This window comes from Pseudotabrizicola sp., assembly GCF_030684215.1.
Lineage (GTDB): Bacteria > Pseudomonadota > Alphaproteobacteria > Rhodobacterales > Rhodobacteraceae > Pseudotabrizicola.
In genome coordinates this window covers 1-13,593 of the sequence record NZ_JAUXOV010000022.1, presented here as the reverse complement: position 1 = coordinate 13,593, position 13,593 = coordinate 1, and the positions used below count along the sequence as shown (strand labels likewise).

Below are 13,593 nucleotides of genomic sequence, written 5' to 3'. Positions count from 1 at the left end.
CAAAGCATCCGGGCAACCGCCAGCTCAATGACAAGCGCGGTCGCCCGGATGCTCGCGCTCCCTCACGCGACAATCTCCCTAACCCCAAAGTGGCAACATTTTGCGCTGCCCTTTGGCTCACTTTTACTCTGCCGTTGACAGGGCGGCGTTGCTCTGCATTTGCTATGTCGGGGCCATTGAACTTCGCACACGAAACAGCAAAAGGCTGGTTCGTCGAATCCTGATCGGCCGTGACTCAAGCTGAACTAGGCCGTTCCAACTCTATTCAGCGAGAATCCAAGCTGCCCTGTTCCTCAACTCATCTCAACTTTCTGGCTTTGCAAGTGCTCAGGAAGAGCGGACACGGCGCTGCGGAAGGCTCCTGCAACGGGATGCACTTTCTTCACCTATCAAGCGCCTGATTGCATCAAGGTGTTCGGGGGGTACATTCATCCGCGCCCCGGTCAGTGCCAGCAAAACAGCATCGGCATGAGACGAGCCAAGTGCCCTTGAAATTCGTGTGTCCAGCAAAAGTTCGGCCGTAGATGCCACGCACAGATCCGGGAACCGACCACTGCATATGCGGCTAGCCTTCTTCTCGTCAATAAGTGCAACAGCTCCGATCGCATGAGCATATGCAATTGTAGCGGCCTCGCCGTCATCAAGGGTTTCCGAAGCAGGGCCCTCGATCAGCGCGCGGTAGACTGGCTCAGCATTTTGCGCCAAGTCGACGATCTTGATCAGACCGCGTTCCGCAAGTGCTTCCACATCGGATGAGTCCCGGTGTCCGTTTCTGCTGCCCCTTTTCAGTTCATCGAAGGCATTCTGCGTGACATGAACGGTGCAGACCGATGCCTTGAGAATGGCCTCGAAATACCCGGTTGCATTCAGGTTGATCAGAACACTGGCATCAGCGACAATGACATCTGCCGGACTAGTCGGAAATCTTGACAAGCTCATTTGCCTCTCTTTCCTCGTTGTCCGTTCCATCAAGAAGGGTACGCAACTCGTACCGGTCCAGCCTGAGCAGTCTTGCCAGCTGGCCCTCACTGTATATGTCCCGCTTCCATGCCTCACGCGCCAGAAGCGATACCCTCAGTGGGACGGTGCGCCGTGCCTCGTTCCGAAACGCAGCCAGATCCGCCGTGTCTCCCAGTACTTCACGTGCGTGATCATCGGAGATGCCACCATTGGAGACGAACCAGTTCCACGTTCCTTTTTTGGCAAGTTCAAGCTCTTCAAGCCGACGAGTCAGCGCCTCTCGTGAAACACCAAATGCATGGGCCAGAAGAATAATGTGGCGGCGAGTGAAATGGGATTGTCCTGCCGTAATCTCCAGAAATCTCTCCCGGACCGGCCTTGCAGGCATGAGAAAACATCGGGCGAAGGCGTCAGCGTAGATTTCCTCGCGCGATTGGCGGTTATCCCCTTCCGCCAGTACGTCTGGCTGATGACGTGCCGATATAAAATGCGCCAGCTCATGAAGGGCCGTCTGAATCAATCGTGATGGCGGGTGGTTGGAGTTGAGCAAAATACTCGCGCCAGAGATCTCGTCGAATGCAAAAAGACCAGAGATCGAGCCGTGCAGCGGGCGAAGGAAAACCCTGATGCCGAGCTGCAATTCAAGCAATGAAATGATGTCGAGGCACGGGCCTGAACCAAGGCCAAGCCAAGCGCGTAGTTCCTGTGCATCCAGCTCAGCCTGCTGGCGTATATTGCCAGGCAGAACAGGTCTTTCGGGCGGGTAGTTTCGATAGCGCGAGACGCCGAGTGCATTCTCCAGCTCGACTTCGGCGCGCACGAGATCATTCAGGAGCTTGACCGCATCGAGCGCGGCCTCGTCGGCCGTCATGGTCAGCTTCCGAAAGCGCGGTATCATGTCAATGTGAATGCTCTCCCGCCGGAGCAGTGCGTTTGCGGACGTGCCATATAGCGCAGCAAGCTTCTGAAGTTCATCCGTGCGGACGCGCCGCTGCCCCTGCTCCAGGGCGACGACCGTCGTTCTGGCGGCACCGATCGCTTCGGCAGCCGCCGCTTGCGTGATCCGCGCGCCCTCGCGTGCAATCCTCAGCCGTTCGCCGATTTCCTGGTCACTCAGTACTTCTTTGTTCTCGCTCATCCGTTCCTCCTAGCCCACTCTTTTATGAGCGAGCGGTCGCCGAGCGAGTCCACATACGAATTCCATTCGTCTGCATGCTTGCCCAGCATTCTTGCAAGCTTGGCTTCTACTTCTTTGGGCGGCAACCCGACCGCGCTGGACAGGATTCCTGCCTGACGCCGCAGGAGGGGTGTATTCTCCGGCAACGCCAATTCCGCAAGGTGTTCCATGTGCAAGACGGCAGCGATCAGGTAATCCCGGAAGGCTTTATTCAGTTTGCCGAAACGGGGATCGACTGCATCCGCAAGTTCAGCTACGCCGAGATCAGACGCGATGTAGGTGTCTGGCGGTTCGGTCTGACCGGCTGCGTGTACGCTCATACGCCGAAGCAAGCATGCGGCGCATGCCCCGCATTGCCGGAACTTTCCGTCAATGGAGCTCCATTGAGAGCCTTTCCAGCACGAAGTTGTGCCCTGCCAGTCGGCTGACGACGGCCCTAGAGAAATGTAATTTGCGAGGGTTTCAGCCTTCGTGTTCCACAGGCGAGGGAATGAATAGACGATCCTGATCCCCAGAAGGGCCTCAAGAAAGGCTGACATGCGTTCAAGGAAGGCAGGATGGTTCCTATAATCCGGATAAGTCTGGCCGACCGGTGCAAGCACGGGACCAAGAGCGCCTTGTCCGCTTTCGGGAACGACGCATTCATTTGCGCCGCAGATGTAGGCAGCGAGACCGCTGACCAGCGAGAATTTGAAGCCCCGGTTGCGCGCGCTCGTTTCGGCGTTGTGGATTCGCCTAGAAAACCGGTAGGGCAATGCGGTGAACGGCTGTCCGCGCAGCGGACGTCCTTTCTTTTTCGAGCCCAGCCGCACGAGCACAAGGCCGCTTTTGTAAGTTGCCCTGACAAGCCCGTTGACCGCTCGAGAATCCATACCGTCGCTATATGCTAGCGTTGCCCGAACTCCGGGCTGGAGATCAAGTTGTTGCTGGCGAGGCAGCGGCTCTCTGGTGTGGCGTTGCCGAAATGAAATCTGCCAGTCATCTCCAGTCAGGAAATTGAGTGCGCTTGCCAGCGACACCTGAACCTCTGGCTTTTCCCAGTGGGCAAGATCATGTACCGGTATCGAAACCACAAGCTTGCGCCCCCAAGTTTCCGATGGCCGCTTCCGGAACCTGTCCGCAAACTCGATGCCGCCTGCCAGCACCATGGAGTCGAACACAAGTGGATCAAAGTCGGCAACCGCATAGGAGTTCAGGGCATCCATTGAAAACTTCAGGTCTTTTCCAAGTCGCAAGGGGACAGCATCTGGAATGGAAGTGGTTTCGCCGGGGGCGAGTACTTCGATGCAAGTTCGATGGAAGGAGAGGTTCTGTGCCATCACATGGCTACTCCGTCATCAATGCCATCCTGCTTGCGGATTCGGGCGTTCGACGGACTGCGGCTTGCGGTGCTGCAGATTTCAGAGGCTATGCCTGCGGCATCAACTGCTTTGCGAGCAACTAAGAGTCGATCGCGCATCGAGAATGCCGATCGGTTTCCTTGCTTGCGCAGGTAGTGCTCCTCGATCTGTCTGGAAGCGGCCCTGAGTTTGAGGTCGATTGCTGCTTCACAGGCTGCGCTCATTGACTCTGCGCCGCTGCCTCCACGGCGGATTTCATCGATGCAGCAATCTATCAGCGCGTTCCAACTCGCATCGCCTGGACGGGCAATCCGCAGGGCGTCAAGATCGCCTTCAACGGTATCACTGAACAGGCCAGGCTGGTCTCCCGCCCGCATGGCGTTCTGCAGTTTTTCAATTGGCAAGCCGCCGAACTCTTTGCGAATGGCCACCAGCATGGCCTCGGAGACTTCCGCATCCGAAAACGCGCGGTTTGCGGCGCGCTCTGCAAGGTCCTGCCATCTGCGTGGCAATGGCAAGCTTTTGTGAGGTCCGTCGCTCATGCATCCTCCATGTCAGAAGCGTGCCACAAGCGATCTGACATTGTCAACATACTTGGCGTAAGTGCTGACATTGTCGTTTTGAGGCTACCCGTAACCCGCCATGGGCTGAGCAATAATAGCGCCGATGGAATCTCGCTGCATTGCGTCCGAGTGGTTGCCTATCGGAATGCTGGGCTTTGTTCGCTTCGAGAGTGATGAAGCCGAACCCGGCAGATTTCCCCGCCGGGCCTTGGGGAGACCCCGTTCTTTTCAGAACGGGATTTCATCGTCGCGGTCGACCAGCTCGGGGTTTTCGTTCTCGGTCGCCTTCGGGCGGCTGAGGAAGTCGACCTTCTCGGCGATGATCTCGCAGCCGTAGCGGTCGGTGCCGGTTGCGTCGGTCCACTTGGTGTAGTGGATGCGACCGTGGACGAGGACCTTCATGCCTTTTTCGCAGTGCTCGGCGACCGTCTTGCCGAGACCATTGAAGCAGGTGATGCGGTGCCATTCGGTGTCCATGACCCGGTAGCCGTTCTCGTCGCGCAGCACACGGCCTTCGGCGAGGCGGGGGCGCGAGGTGGCGAGGGTGAAGTTGGTGATCTTGGTACCGCTCTGGGTGGCGCGGACCTCAGGCTTTTGACCGATGTTGCCGGCGAGGATGACGATGTTCTGCATTTGAAGTACCTCATGTTTCCTGTCCCTGGGACCGTCCCTTCGACAAGACCCGAAAGAAGCCTGTCGGCTGAGGCGTGCACGGCTGGGCCATCAGACCAGACGGAAACCCCCAAAGGTCCGGGGTGGAGCGGGCAGGTGCCGCGTTTCCAAAGAAACGCTAGCCAACACGGCCCGGACTGACGCGGGGTTGCGCGCCAGAGGCCGAACAGGCTTAGGGGATTGTCAGTCGAAGGGATGGCGCCGGGGATGGGAGCGACTTGGGGCCCTTGCAGAACGAAGACCTTCCTTGCCAATCCAACAGGACTGAAGCCTTCGAACCGCACTGCAGCCCTGCGGTAGATCACCCACCCCCCCTGCCCTTCCACGCAGCCTTTGCCCGAAGGCGGTTGCGATGCGATGACTTGGCGGCTATCCGGGATGGATCATTCCGGATACGAGGCAAGCATGGCTGATTTTAATCTCGAGGCACTGTCGCTGAAAGAACTGCGTCAATTGCACAAGGACCTCGCCAAGGCGATTTCCACTTATGAGGACCGTCATAAAGCCGAAGCCCGCGCAAAGCTGGACGCGATCGCCAAAGAGATGGGCTATTCCTTAGCCGACTTGATCGGCAGCGAGGTGAAACCCACCCGTGCGCCCGCCACCGCCAAGTACCGCCATCCAGAAAACCCGAGCCTGACCTGGTCCGGTCGTGGTCGTAAACCGCTATGGTTTGTAACCGCTCTCGATGCAGGCAAAACGCCTGAAGATCTCGCGATCAGCTGAACCTGACGTGGGATTCAGGGGCAGACGTCCGGATCATGCGTCTGGCCTGACAGCACGTACAAAATGCGTCGGAATACCCTGCCATTCGCAAACCTGTCGGGTGGCCTGTTCTGCCGTGCTTGCCCAGGTGCGGACAATCCAATCTTAACCAGCATCGCCAGGAAGAGTCACGATGAAGGTGCGCGCGGTATTGGCCTCGGCGGCGCTATCCACCTGCCCTATCGCGGGCAATGCATACCAATCGGAATACCGCCGTGCCTCAGACCCTTGCGCCTTGCAGGCGGAACAGAAGCAAGACTGGCCCCCATCCGCCCTTGAGCCGATAAAGCCGGCTGGTTCACCACATTCTTGGCCGTAGCTGCCGGGCTCAGCGTTGGTGCAACGCGGCCAGATCCGCGAGCTGCCCCTCGGTGAGGGGGCATAGCCCTTGGGGAAGCCGTAGGGGAAACAAGTCATGGACATGCCTTAACTCCTTTTTGTTTTTATGCAGGGGTGCTGACTATCGTCGGCGCGTTCTGCCGTGCGGCCAGAATGGCTGACAGGCGAAAAGGCCCAGGACGGCGCTATCGCGCCGTGCCCAGGCCTTCTCCAAAACCGTGGGCTTAGGCCCACGGGTCGAATTCCGAAACCACCTGAACCTCGTCGCCGTCGATTTCATCGGCGGGGACCGCACCAAAGGTTCCATCCCCTGCCTGGAAGACGACAATCGAGACCATGAGCGTGGCGGCGAGGGAGGCGGCGAAGGCGTGTGCATCTTTGCGGGACATCTGTTTTGGCTCCTGCTGGGAGGCGAGGGACCATCCCCCGCGCTGACAGGAACCCGCAGGCCCAAAGGCGGTCTGACATCACCGGGTGCGTTCGGCTCGCCCGAATCCAGCCGGCGGCACGGGCTTGCCCGTAGTCCGAGCCCTTGTGGCTTGATCTCGAAGACCGGCTTTGGGCCAAGGAAGGGACTGGCAAGCGGGGGATGGTGCTTTGACGCTAAGGAGCCGAATTGTCCCGCTGATGCTCACCCTGCCCGCCATCTTGCCATGCTTATGGTTGGGGGCATCTTCCTTGGGGATGGAGCTTCTTGTCCCCCGCGCATCGCGGGACGAGGTCGTGTTTTGGGAAGAGACCCGCCAGCTGCGGGCCCCTCGGGTTTTGGAAAGGCTCAGGCGGCGATATGCACCTCCCCTGCCCTTTCGCTTGGTGTGGTGGAGTTCTGGGCTGGCTAGCTGGAGATTTCGCCTTCCCCCAGGGCGGCAAGCCGAGCGGTCAGGTACATTCTGACATGCAGGAAGTCGACGACGATCATCCTGTCAGGGCCGGCAATGAAGACCACATAATGCTGGCCAGACCGGGCATAGCGCAGGTTCTCGTGCAGGGCCGGATCAACCAGACGGCGGCAATCCTTGGACGGCGCTGTACCATCGGCCAGCGCCTGGCACTTCTCGATCAGGTCTTCGGCATAGGCGTCGGCCTGGCGCCGCCCGAAGGTCTCGACCGTCCAGACGGCAATATCCTTTAGCGCGGCTTCTGCCTGCCGCGTCAGCACCCATGGCTTGGCCATTAGGACGCAGACTTCTGCGCCGTTGCAAAGACTCGCCGGATTGCCTCTTCACCGGGTCCGCGCGCGAACGCGCCTTCCCTAGCTTCCAGTACACCACGCGTCAGCCTTGCGCGCAGGTCACGGAACTCGGCCTCCTCGCGCTCCAGCAAACGCAGACCGGCCCGCAACGCCTCGGAAGCGTTCTGATATCGGCCCGAGGCAACCAGATCGTCGATCAGCTTCGATTGGGGTTCAGTCAGAACAACGTTGCGGGTAGCCATGCGAAAACTCCGTTTGATTGGCAATATATGCCAATGCCTCTTGTCTGTCGATAGAGGCCCGGCCAAACTGCAGGACTGCAATGGCCGGGCCAAATCGCTGCTGGAGCTCAAGCTGCGATGTCTGCTTCCCCTGCCCCTGCGCCGATATCCTCACCGACGATCGCGAGACGGGCATTGCGATATCCCTCCCGCGCGATCCAGAGCTCGGCTGCGGTGACGGACTCCGCGAGATGCAGAAGCTCAGTGTTGCCACCGAAGTCCAAGAGCACGCGCACCTGCCCCGGCTTTGGTACCTCGGCCACCTCAAAGACCAACCGGCTGTCCACCGAATGGCTGCGCATGATGGTGACGAGGATCACGCCGTCCGAGGAGAAGTTCCCCTCATGCAGCGTGAAGGACGCCGGGGCCGTCCAGGTCGGATAAGGCCGCGGCGGTTCCTTCTTCACCAAACGGCCAACACCATTGGACCTTTCCCATGCCGCCAGCTTCTTGGTGAAGCGCGCGGGCGGTTTGGGACTGCCATCAGAGTAGCGAATGAGCGCGCCCAAGGGCGCTTTGTCGATTATTGTGTTTGCGGACATGATTCCTCATTCTGAGTGCGAAGATTTGCACCCATCATATTGATATTGCAGTATTTTGTATGAATGAGGGCGAGTTTCCCCGCCCTCGGTGGCTCAGATCACTCTGCAGCCATCATCGGTACGCCGTGGACCGGCATATCTGCCATCAGGAAGGCTGGAAGATCGATGGTTTCGCCGTTGTCAGGCATTTCAGCGACCAGTTCAGCGGCATCTTGGACCGAAGCCCCTTGCCCTTCTGTCGCAGTCGCATCATCGAACGCGACCAAGTCCGCGCGGCGCAGAACCTCGGGCAACCAGCCGCTGCCCTTGAGAAGCCGCTCGGCCTCGGTCGCCATTTCAACCTTCTTCAGATGATCGAGAAGCTGTGCGGTCCCCTCGCCTTTCGCCTCGCGCACGGCCTCGAGGATTCGGGCCTTGGGCACGCGGTTAAGATAGCCATCCACCGTCGGCTCCCATCCCGCCTCGACCATGTCGAGATCGACCGCACGCGCCACGAGATCGGCATGCGACATGCGGCGGGTCAGGCCGCTGGCCGTGATGCCCGCCCCATAGGGGTTCACCTTCTCATGCAGCGCGTTGACCCCGAAGCTGAGGCAATGCGCCAGAAGGGCCAGACGGCTACCCTGGTCGAGCACGGTCAGATAGTCCCAGAGCGCAGCATCATCGCCAAGAGGCAGATCAGCCTCCCAGGCCGCATGACGTTCGTCGACCAGCTTCGCCACGACGCTGTCCTTCAGATCGGGCGCCTGCGCCGACATGTAGACATGGCGTACCGAGGCTTCGAGGCAGCTGCCCGAGGCCGAGGAGGTTCGGAAGGTGTCCGTCACCAGCTTGAGGAGCAGGAGCGTCAGCGCCACTTCGGGCGACCGCCCGATGGCCTCGCGCAGCGCCAAGGTCCGGTGGGCTGTCAGTTCCATGACCAGCCGTTCGGGCAGCGGCTTCAGCGCGCCATCATCTTCTTCGTCGGAAGGCTCAGCGCCGATCGGCTGACCACCCGAGGTGATGACGGTGCCCCCGACTGAAGTCTCGGAGGACTGCCTTCCGGAACCACCAACATCAATCCCCTGCACCCTGCCATCCGCGTTCTCGCCATCCTGGACCGCGGTCTCCTCGCGCGGCTCGTCCTCAGGCCGGACATACCCGCGATAGACCGCGAGGCTGCCATCCCGATCCAGTGTCACGAAAACACCAGCACGGACGACCTCCGCTGGGTCATAGATCAGAGGCCGCTGCTCGAGTGCCTCCATCGCCATCTCGAGCTCACCAAGCCGTGCATCGATCTCGTCGGGGTATTCGTCCTGACCGGAGTATTCCACTTCCAGTGCGCGGTACTCGGCGAGGAGCTTCGCGTGGGCCGCGCTTTCCTCGTCGGTCATCGGCGCGGGATCACCGGCCAGACGCCGCAGGCCGTGGCTGTATCCATAGGGCAGGTCGGTCGCCACCTCGATCCACTTCCAGCCTTCGGAAGCAAGAGCTTCGGCATCAGCCTGAAGCTTCTCCGTGACCAGCCGGTCGAGCAGGGCAGGGACCTCGAGCCAGCCGCCGTCATCCCCCTGGAAGAGATCACGCAGCACGACACCACCTGCCGCCTCATAGGCATCGATACCGACGAAAACCGCGCGACGATCCGAGGCCCGGACCGAGGTCTCCGTCAGCATCCGTCGGATGGCATAGGGCTCTTTGTTCCAGGAGTTCTTCACCGCATCCCAGACCTGCACCTGACGGGCATGATCGGGATTCACCGTGAAGGCCATCAGCTGTTCCAACGTCATGCCATCCTCGGCATAGACCTCGAGCAGGGCAGGGGCAACAGACGCGAGTTTCAGGCGCTGCTTGACAATTTGCGAGGTGACGAAAAAGGCCGCTGCGATCGCTTCTTCGCCCTGACCCTTTTCGCGCAGGGCCTGGAAAGCGCGGAACTGATCGAGCGGGTGAAGCGCCACGCGCTGCATGTTCTCGGCCAGAGAGTCGTCCTCGGCCAGGATCTCCGATGCAGCATCCCGCACGATGCAGGGGATCGGTGCCGTCTTCGCGAGCCGCTTCTGCTTCACCAGCAGCGACAGCGCCTGGAAACGACGGCCACCGGCCGGGATCTCGAACGTACCCGTCTCGACACCATCGGCATCGACAACAGCCCGCACGTTCAACCCCTGCAGAAGTCCACGACGTGCGATGTCCTCGGCAAGTTCTTCGACCGAGACGCCCGCCTTGATGCGCCGCACGTTGAACTGGCTCAGCACGAGCTTGTCGAAGGGGATGTCCCGCGAGGGGGATAGGGTGACTTTCTGGGCAACTTTTGTCATCAGATCTTCTCCACGACGGGCGCCGGAAGCCACTCTCCCGATCTCACCTCCCGTCACCCCTCAAACCCCCAACCTTTCCCTCTCTTCGTCGGTCTTGACCGCGGTCAAGAAGTGGAAGCTGCATGCTCTATGCGCTCAGGATCGTTTCAAAATATGCCTCGGGCTGCCTGATCGCTTCTCCCTTCCCCAACAGGTAGTCTAAGATCACTAGAAGCCGTCCAGCGCCGGCTTTCTGGAGGCCACGCATCAGCTTTTCCTGGCGTATTCTAAGCAATCGACCGATGTCGAAGAGAATGCGGTTCAGGGCTTCGCCTGTTCGAGGTGCGTCTGGAAAGAAGTCAGCGACATGTGAGAAGTCTGTCCATGCCATTCTGGCCGGGTCTCGACTCATGGAAGGTCCTACAGTCTTTTGGTCAGCGCTGGTTTGCGTTGCGTGCGCGTCTTTCTTAACAAGTTCTTTTTTTATGGACTCTATCTGCCGGTCATTTTGTCCGCTTCTGGCGGACATTTCGCGCGTGCAATCATGGCTGAGGGTTTGGTCGTGTGCAGGGACTTCGTCTAAGCGCGTGCTTGAACTCTCGCACTCTCCGTAGCTCTGCGCGGCATCGGCCCCGAGCTCGCGGAGACCAGCGATGATCTGCAAGACTGCGTCGGCCGTGAGCGTTGCTCGTCGAAGGATGTTTCTGATCGTTCCAAGTGAAGACAACCGCGCTTCGTTGAGATGCTGGTCGTGAAGGAGGGATGCGCGAAGCGCCAATGCTTCTGCCCTGAGGGAGCGAAGGCGTTCACGCTCCTTTGCAACCTTCAACGCTTCTGCCGCCAATGCGTCGTGGTTCTGTATCAGGGGGTTCAGGTCGATCCCAAACGCGTCCCGGATGATGCCTCCATACCGTAGAGGGAAGCGTTTGCCGTTTGCCGAGTTCTTCCGGTCGATGAGGCCCGCAGCGTCAAGACGGCCCAGGCAGCGACGTAGGGTCCTCTCATCGATGCCGTTTGCGCGCTCAGACAAGGAGGCGTTGGAGGGGAACACAACGGTAAGTTTGGGTGGGGTGTCACCGTTGGTGGTGTTTCGATCGCGAGGAAGAAAGCTGATCAGGGCCGTCAAGACTGTGATGTCGTTACTCGTCAGGCCAAGTTCTTTCCGGAGGGCGCGTACCGGTCCCAGAAGTTCGTAGATAGTAGGGCAGGCAATAGCTCTCGGTTCCGCCATGGCGGTTGGTGTTGGGGTTACATGTCTCATGATGTTTCGGAAGAAAAAGCTTCCCCGGTCACCGCGAGCGGTGTTGAACTCGATTCGTTTTGGGGGTATCAATCAGGTGTCGAGACTGATTGAGGCCCTTCGGAAGCACCGCTTTCGGGGGGTCTTTACTTTTCTAGCCGGTCCTCCTTTCGTTTTCTGCTCGTTGCTCTTGATGTCTTGACCGCGGTCAAGACACGGGGTCGTCACTCTGGGCCGTCTTGACCGCGGTCAAGAAGCTCGCCGATCAGCTTCCGGATGGCGCCTTCGACGCGCGGGGCAAGGTCAGCGTCCACATCGATGGTGATGCGGTTGCCTTTGCGGCCGATCTTCACGCGCTCACCTTTCTCAACCCTGGGTGTAGCTGCCTTGGTGGTCATGAACAGCGTAACCGCTGCGTCAAGTCGGTCTGGGCCTGGCAAGTTACGGGGGATTTCGCGGGCAACTTCTTTGGCTCTCGCGACGTCCTTCTCGCACAGTCTGAAAAGCTTCTCCCAGATCCGCCGACCAACGCCGTGTGCAGGTCCGATAGCCTGGATCAGCTCCATCGGAATGCCGGTGGCGATACGGTTCATCCGCGAGACGAGCGACTCGTCGATCTGAAGTGCCCGATATGCAATCGTCTGGGCGTTCTTGCGTGTCTCGTCTGTTTTCCCAAGTTCCCGAATGATCCCGGCGACGAACAGAGCCCTTTCAATAAAGGATGGGTCTTGGCGGGCATTGTTCTCCACGCCTTGAGCGATCAGAGCTTCCTCTTCGGTCATCTCCATGACCGTCGCGCGCACCTTCTGACCAAGCGCACGACAGGCGAGAAGACGGCGGCGCCCATAGACGATCTCAAGTGCTCCGTCCTGGGTTCGGCGGATAAGAATGGGAACCTTTTGCCCATGTTCCCGGATCGAGGAGACAAGTTCCTCGAGGCCATCACTCGGATCGATACGGTCCATGACCGCGGACATCCGCACGGTGCTCGGGTCGATCAGGCGCGTGGCGTGTTTGTCTTCTTCGAGCACAGATGCTTGCGCACGAGCGACTGTCGGGCTCGTGCGCTTCAGATCGAGATCCGCACCTTCGTCCGGCGTTGCGGCATTGCCCATCGCGTTCTTGAGTGAGTCCCCGAAGACCTTACGCGCCATGGCTACGCCCCCACGCCTTGAGGATTTCGCGTTCGACTTCGTCGGTCACTCGCGAAACGGACTCGATCGCACGCTCGTAGGTTCTGCGGTTCACGTCGCGAGGTTCGACCTCGAAGATGCTCTGCTGGGTGTTTGCGGCATCACCTACCGCTGTCGACTTCAGGAACTCGGCAGGGAGGACCGCATCGCCAAGGACCGTCCGAAGCAGAGACGAGATCTGGACCTGTGGACCGTCGGTGTTCTCGTAGCGGGTGATCAGCACCCGCACGAAGTTCAGGCCGTGCTCGGGAGCATGCGCCTCGACGACGCCCATCAGGTTGCTCGCCATGCCTAGAAAGCTTGCCAGAGACATGACATCAAGCATGGACGCGTTGAGCGGGATCAGGACCCCAGTGGAAGCAAAGAGGGCGGAGATCACCGAGAAGTTCAGCTGCGGCGGCGTGTCGAAGATCACCACATCATATCGGCTCAAGACAGGCTCAAGCGCTTCACGGATCCGACTGTGGAACGTGGTGGCACCGTGTCTGAAGCTCAAAGCGACCTCAAACTCGTACTCCATGATGTCCATGGAGGCCGGGATCAGATCCACTGTCGGGAAATTCGTTTTGCGAATGATATCTGAGGCGGGCAGGGGCCCCTCGGATCGGATCAGATCGTAGGAGGTCGGCATGTCCGGATCGAGCTCAGGGGTAACCCCGAACAGGTTTGTCAGACTTGCCTGGCTGTCGAGGTCAATAAGCAGGACCCGATAGCCGCGCAGGCCCAGAAGCTGACCAACATGAGCAACGGTCGATGTTTTTGCGCTGCCGCCCTTCAGGTTGAAGATCGTCACGACCTGACACGGTTCGCCGGCTCTTCTGTGAGGGTGTTCATCGGGCTTGATCCTACCCGTCTCAAGAAGGACGCGTTGGGCTTCGACCATGTCCTCGGCCGAGAAGCTGCGGCGGCTGCCACCCTCGAGGATGCCTTCCGGAAAGCCTTCGAGATTTGACACATGATGGCGGAAGGTGTTCTGGTTGATCCGAAGCAGATCGGCGGCTTCCCGCATCGCGAAGCGACGGAGACCCTTCTGGGCATCCGGTGGGA

General features: G+C 59.7%; 15 protein-coding genes. 2 read left to right on the top strand and 13 right to left on the bottom strand.

Annotated elements, in window-relative coordinates:
• On the top strand, positions 1 to 224 hold a 224-nt coding region (locus tag Q8K08_RS02745), incomplete at its 5' end, for a hypothetical protein (protein WP_305249139.1).
• 103 nt (positions 225 to 327) lie between these two features.
• Here Q8K08_RS02745 and Q8K08_RS02740 read toward each other — a convergent pair.
• The 5 genes from Q8K08_RS02740 to Q8K08_RS02720 form a co-directional block, all read right to left on the bottom strand.
• Positions 328 to 933 carry a hypothetical protein gene (locus Q8K08_RS02740; protein WP_305249138.1) on the bottom strand — a complete coding sequence of 202 codons (606 nt, stop codon included), beginning with the start codon at positions 931 to 933 and terminating at the stop codon, positions 328 to 330.
• A complete protein-coding gene (locus tag Q8K08_RS02735; protein ID WP_305249137.1) occupies positions 914 to 2,098 on the bottom strand; it encodes an XRE family transcriptional regulator in 1,185 nt (394 codons plus the stop codon). Before Q8K08_RS02735 ends, Q8K08_RS02740 begins: the two co-directional genes overlap by 20 nt.
• Positions 2,095 to 3,456, bottom strand: a complete 1,362-nt coding sequence (locus Q8K08_RS02730; protein WP_305249136.1) for a 7-cyano-7-deazaguanine synthase — start codon at positions 3,454 to 3,456, stop codon at positions 2,095 to 2,097. The genes Q8K08_RS02735 and Q8K08_RS02730 overlap by 4 nt, the downstream gene beginning before the upstream one ends.
• Complete coding sequence (locus Q8K08_RS02725) at positions 3,456 to 4,019, bottom strand: hypothetical protein (RefSeq protein ID WP_305249135.1); 564 nt, start codon at positions 4,017 to 4,019, stop codon at positions 3,456 to 3,458. The genes Q8K08_RS02730 and Q8K08_RS02725 overlap by 1 nt, the downstream gene beginning before the upstream one ends.
• A 249-nt stretch (positions 4,020 to 4,268) precedes the next feature.
• Entirely contained in the window at positions 4,269 to 4,673 is a 405-nt protein-coding gene (locus Q8K08_RS02720) for a single-stranded DNA-binding protein (RefSeq protein WP_305249134.1), read from the bottom strand.
• Between the two features lie 444 nt (positions 4,674 to 5,117).
• On the opposite strand from Q8K08_RS02720, the gene Q8K08_RS02715 reads away from it, so the two are divergent.
• Positions 5,118 to 5,438, top strand: coding sequence for an H-NS histone family protein (locus Q8K08_RS02715; protein WP_305249133.1), 321 nt, complete (start codon positions 5,118 to 5,120; stop codon positions 5,436 to 5,438).
• 602 nt (positions 5,439 to 6,040) lie between these two features.
• Here Q8K08_RS02715 and Q8K08_RS02710 read toward each other — a convergent pair.
• The 8 genes from Q8K08_RS02710 to repA form a co-directional block, all read right to left on the bottom strand.
• Entirely contained in the window at positions 6,041 to 6,205 is a 165-nt protein-coding gene (locus Q8K08_RS02710) for a hypothetical protein (RefSeq protein WP_305249132.1), read from the bottom strand.
• Between the two features lie 446 nt (positions 6,206 to 6,651).
• Positions 6,652 to 6,990, bottom strand: a complete 339-nt coding sequence (locus Q8K08_RS02705; protein WP_305249131.1) for a type II toxin-antitoxin system RelE/ParE family toxin — start codon at positions 6,988 to 6,990, stop codon at positions 6,652 to 6,654.
• Complete coding sequence (locus Q8K08_RS02700; protein ID WP_305249130.1) at positions 6,990 to 7,250, bottom strand: type II toxin-antitoxin system ParD family antitoxin; 261 nt, start codon at positions 7,248 to 7,250, stop codon at positions 6,990 to 6,992. Before Q8K08_RS02700 ends, Q8K08_RS02705 begins: the two co-directional genes overlap by 1 nt.
• A gap of 107 nt (positions 7,251 to 7,357) precedes the next feature.
• Positions 7,358 to 7,831 (bottom strand): hypothetical protein, encoded by a 474-nt coding sequence (locus Q8K08_RS02695; protein ID WP_305249129.1) that lies wholly within the window; start codon positions 7,829 to 7,831, stop codon positions 7,358 to 7,360.
• Positions 7,832 to 7,929: 98 nt separating this feature from the next.
• Positions 7,930 to 10,134: a ParB/RepB/Spo0J family partition protein gene (locus tag Q8K08_RS02690; protein WP_305249128.1), complete on the bottom strand. Its 2,205-nt coding sequence runs from the start codon at positions 10,132 to 10,134 to the stop codon at positions 7,930 to 7,932.
• 127 nt (positions 10,135 to 10,261) lie between these two features.
• Positions 10,262 to 11,344 carry a helix-turn-helix domain-containing protein gene (locus Q8K08_RS02685; protein ID WP_305249140.1) on the bottom strand — a complete coding sequence of 361 codons (1,083 nt, stop codon included), beginning with the start codon at positions 11,342 to 11,344 and terminating at the stop codon, positions 10,262 to 10,264.
• A gap of 233 nt (positions 11,345 to 11,577) precedes the next feature.
• A complete protein-coding gene (locus tag Q8K08_RS02680; RefSeq protein WP_305249127.1) occupies positions 11,578 to 12,507 on the bottom strand; it encodes a ParB/RepB/Spo0J family partition protein in 930 nt (309 codons plus the stop codon).
• Positions 12,497 to 13,593: plasmid partitioning protein RepA (repA, locus tag Q8K08_RS02675; RefSeq protein ID WP_305249126.1), on the bottom strand; the 1,097-nt coding region annotated here is incomplete at its 5' end. The genes repA and Q8K08_RS02680, both read right to left, overlap by 11 nt.

What these genes read in the sequence shown, in the direction of transcription:
- Q8K08_RS02735 (WP_305249137.1), bottom strand. Translation starts at nt 2,098, where the DNA reads ATGAGCGAGAACAAAGAAGTACTGAGTGACCAGGAAATCGGCGAACGG.
- Q8K08_RS02730 (WP_305249136.1), bottom strand. Translation starts at nt 3,456, where the DNA reads ATGGCACAGAACCTCTCCTTCCATCGAACTTGCATCGAAGTACTCGCC.
- Q8K08_RS02725 (WP_305249135.1), bottom strand. Translation starts at nt 4,019, where the DNA reads ATGAGCGACGGACCTCACAAAAGCTTGCCATTGCCACGCAGATGGCAG.
- Q8K08_RS02720 (WP_305249134.1), bottom strand. Translation starts at nt 4,673, where the DNA reads ATGCAGAACATCGTCATCCTCGCCGGCAACATCGGTCAAAAGCCTGAG.
- Q8K08_RS02715 (WP_305249133.1), top strand. Translation starts at nt 5,118, where the DNA reads ATGGCTGATTTTAATCTCGAGGCACTGTCGCTGAAAGAACTGCGTCAA.
- Q8K08_RS02710 (WP_305249132.1), bottom strand. Translation starts at nt 6,205, where the DNA reads ATGTCCCGCAAAGATGCACACGCCTTCGCCGCCTCCCTCGCCGCCACG.
- Q8K08_RS02705 (WP_305249131.1), bottom strand. Translation starts at nt 6,990, where the DNA reads ATGGCCAAGCCATGGGTGCTGACGCGGCAGGCAGAAGCCGCGCTAAAG.
- Q8K08_RS02700 (WP_305249130.1), bottom strand. Translation starts at nt 7,250, where the DNA reads ATGGCTACCCGCAACGTTGTTCTGACTGAACCCCAATCGAAGCTGATC.
- Q8K08_RS02695 (WP_305249129.1), bottom strand. Translation starts at nt 7,831, where the DNA reads ATGTCCGCAAACACAATAATCGACAAAGCGCCCTTGGGCGCGCTCATT.
- Q8K08_RS02690 (WP_305249128.1), bottom strand. Translation starts at nt 10,134, where the DNA reads ATGACAAAAGTTGCCCAGAAAGTCACCCTATCCCCCTCGCGGGACATC.
- Q8K08_RS02685 (WP_305249140.1), bottom strand. Translation starts at nt 11,344, where the DNA reads ATGGCGGAACCGAGAGCTATTGCCTGCCCTACTATCTACGAACTTCTG.
- Q8K08_RS02680 (WP_305249127.1), bottom strand. Translation starts at nt 12,507, where the DNA reads ATGGCGCGTAAGGTCTTCGGGGACTCACTCAAGAACGCGATGGGCAAT.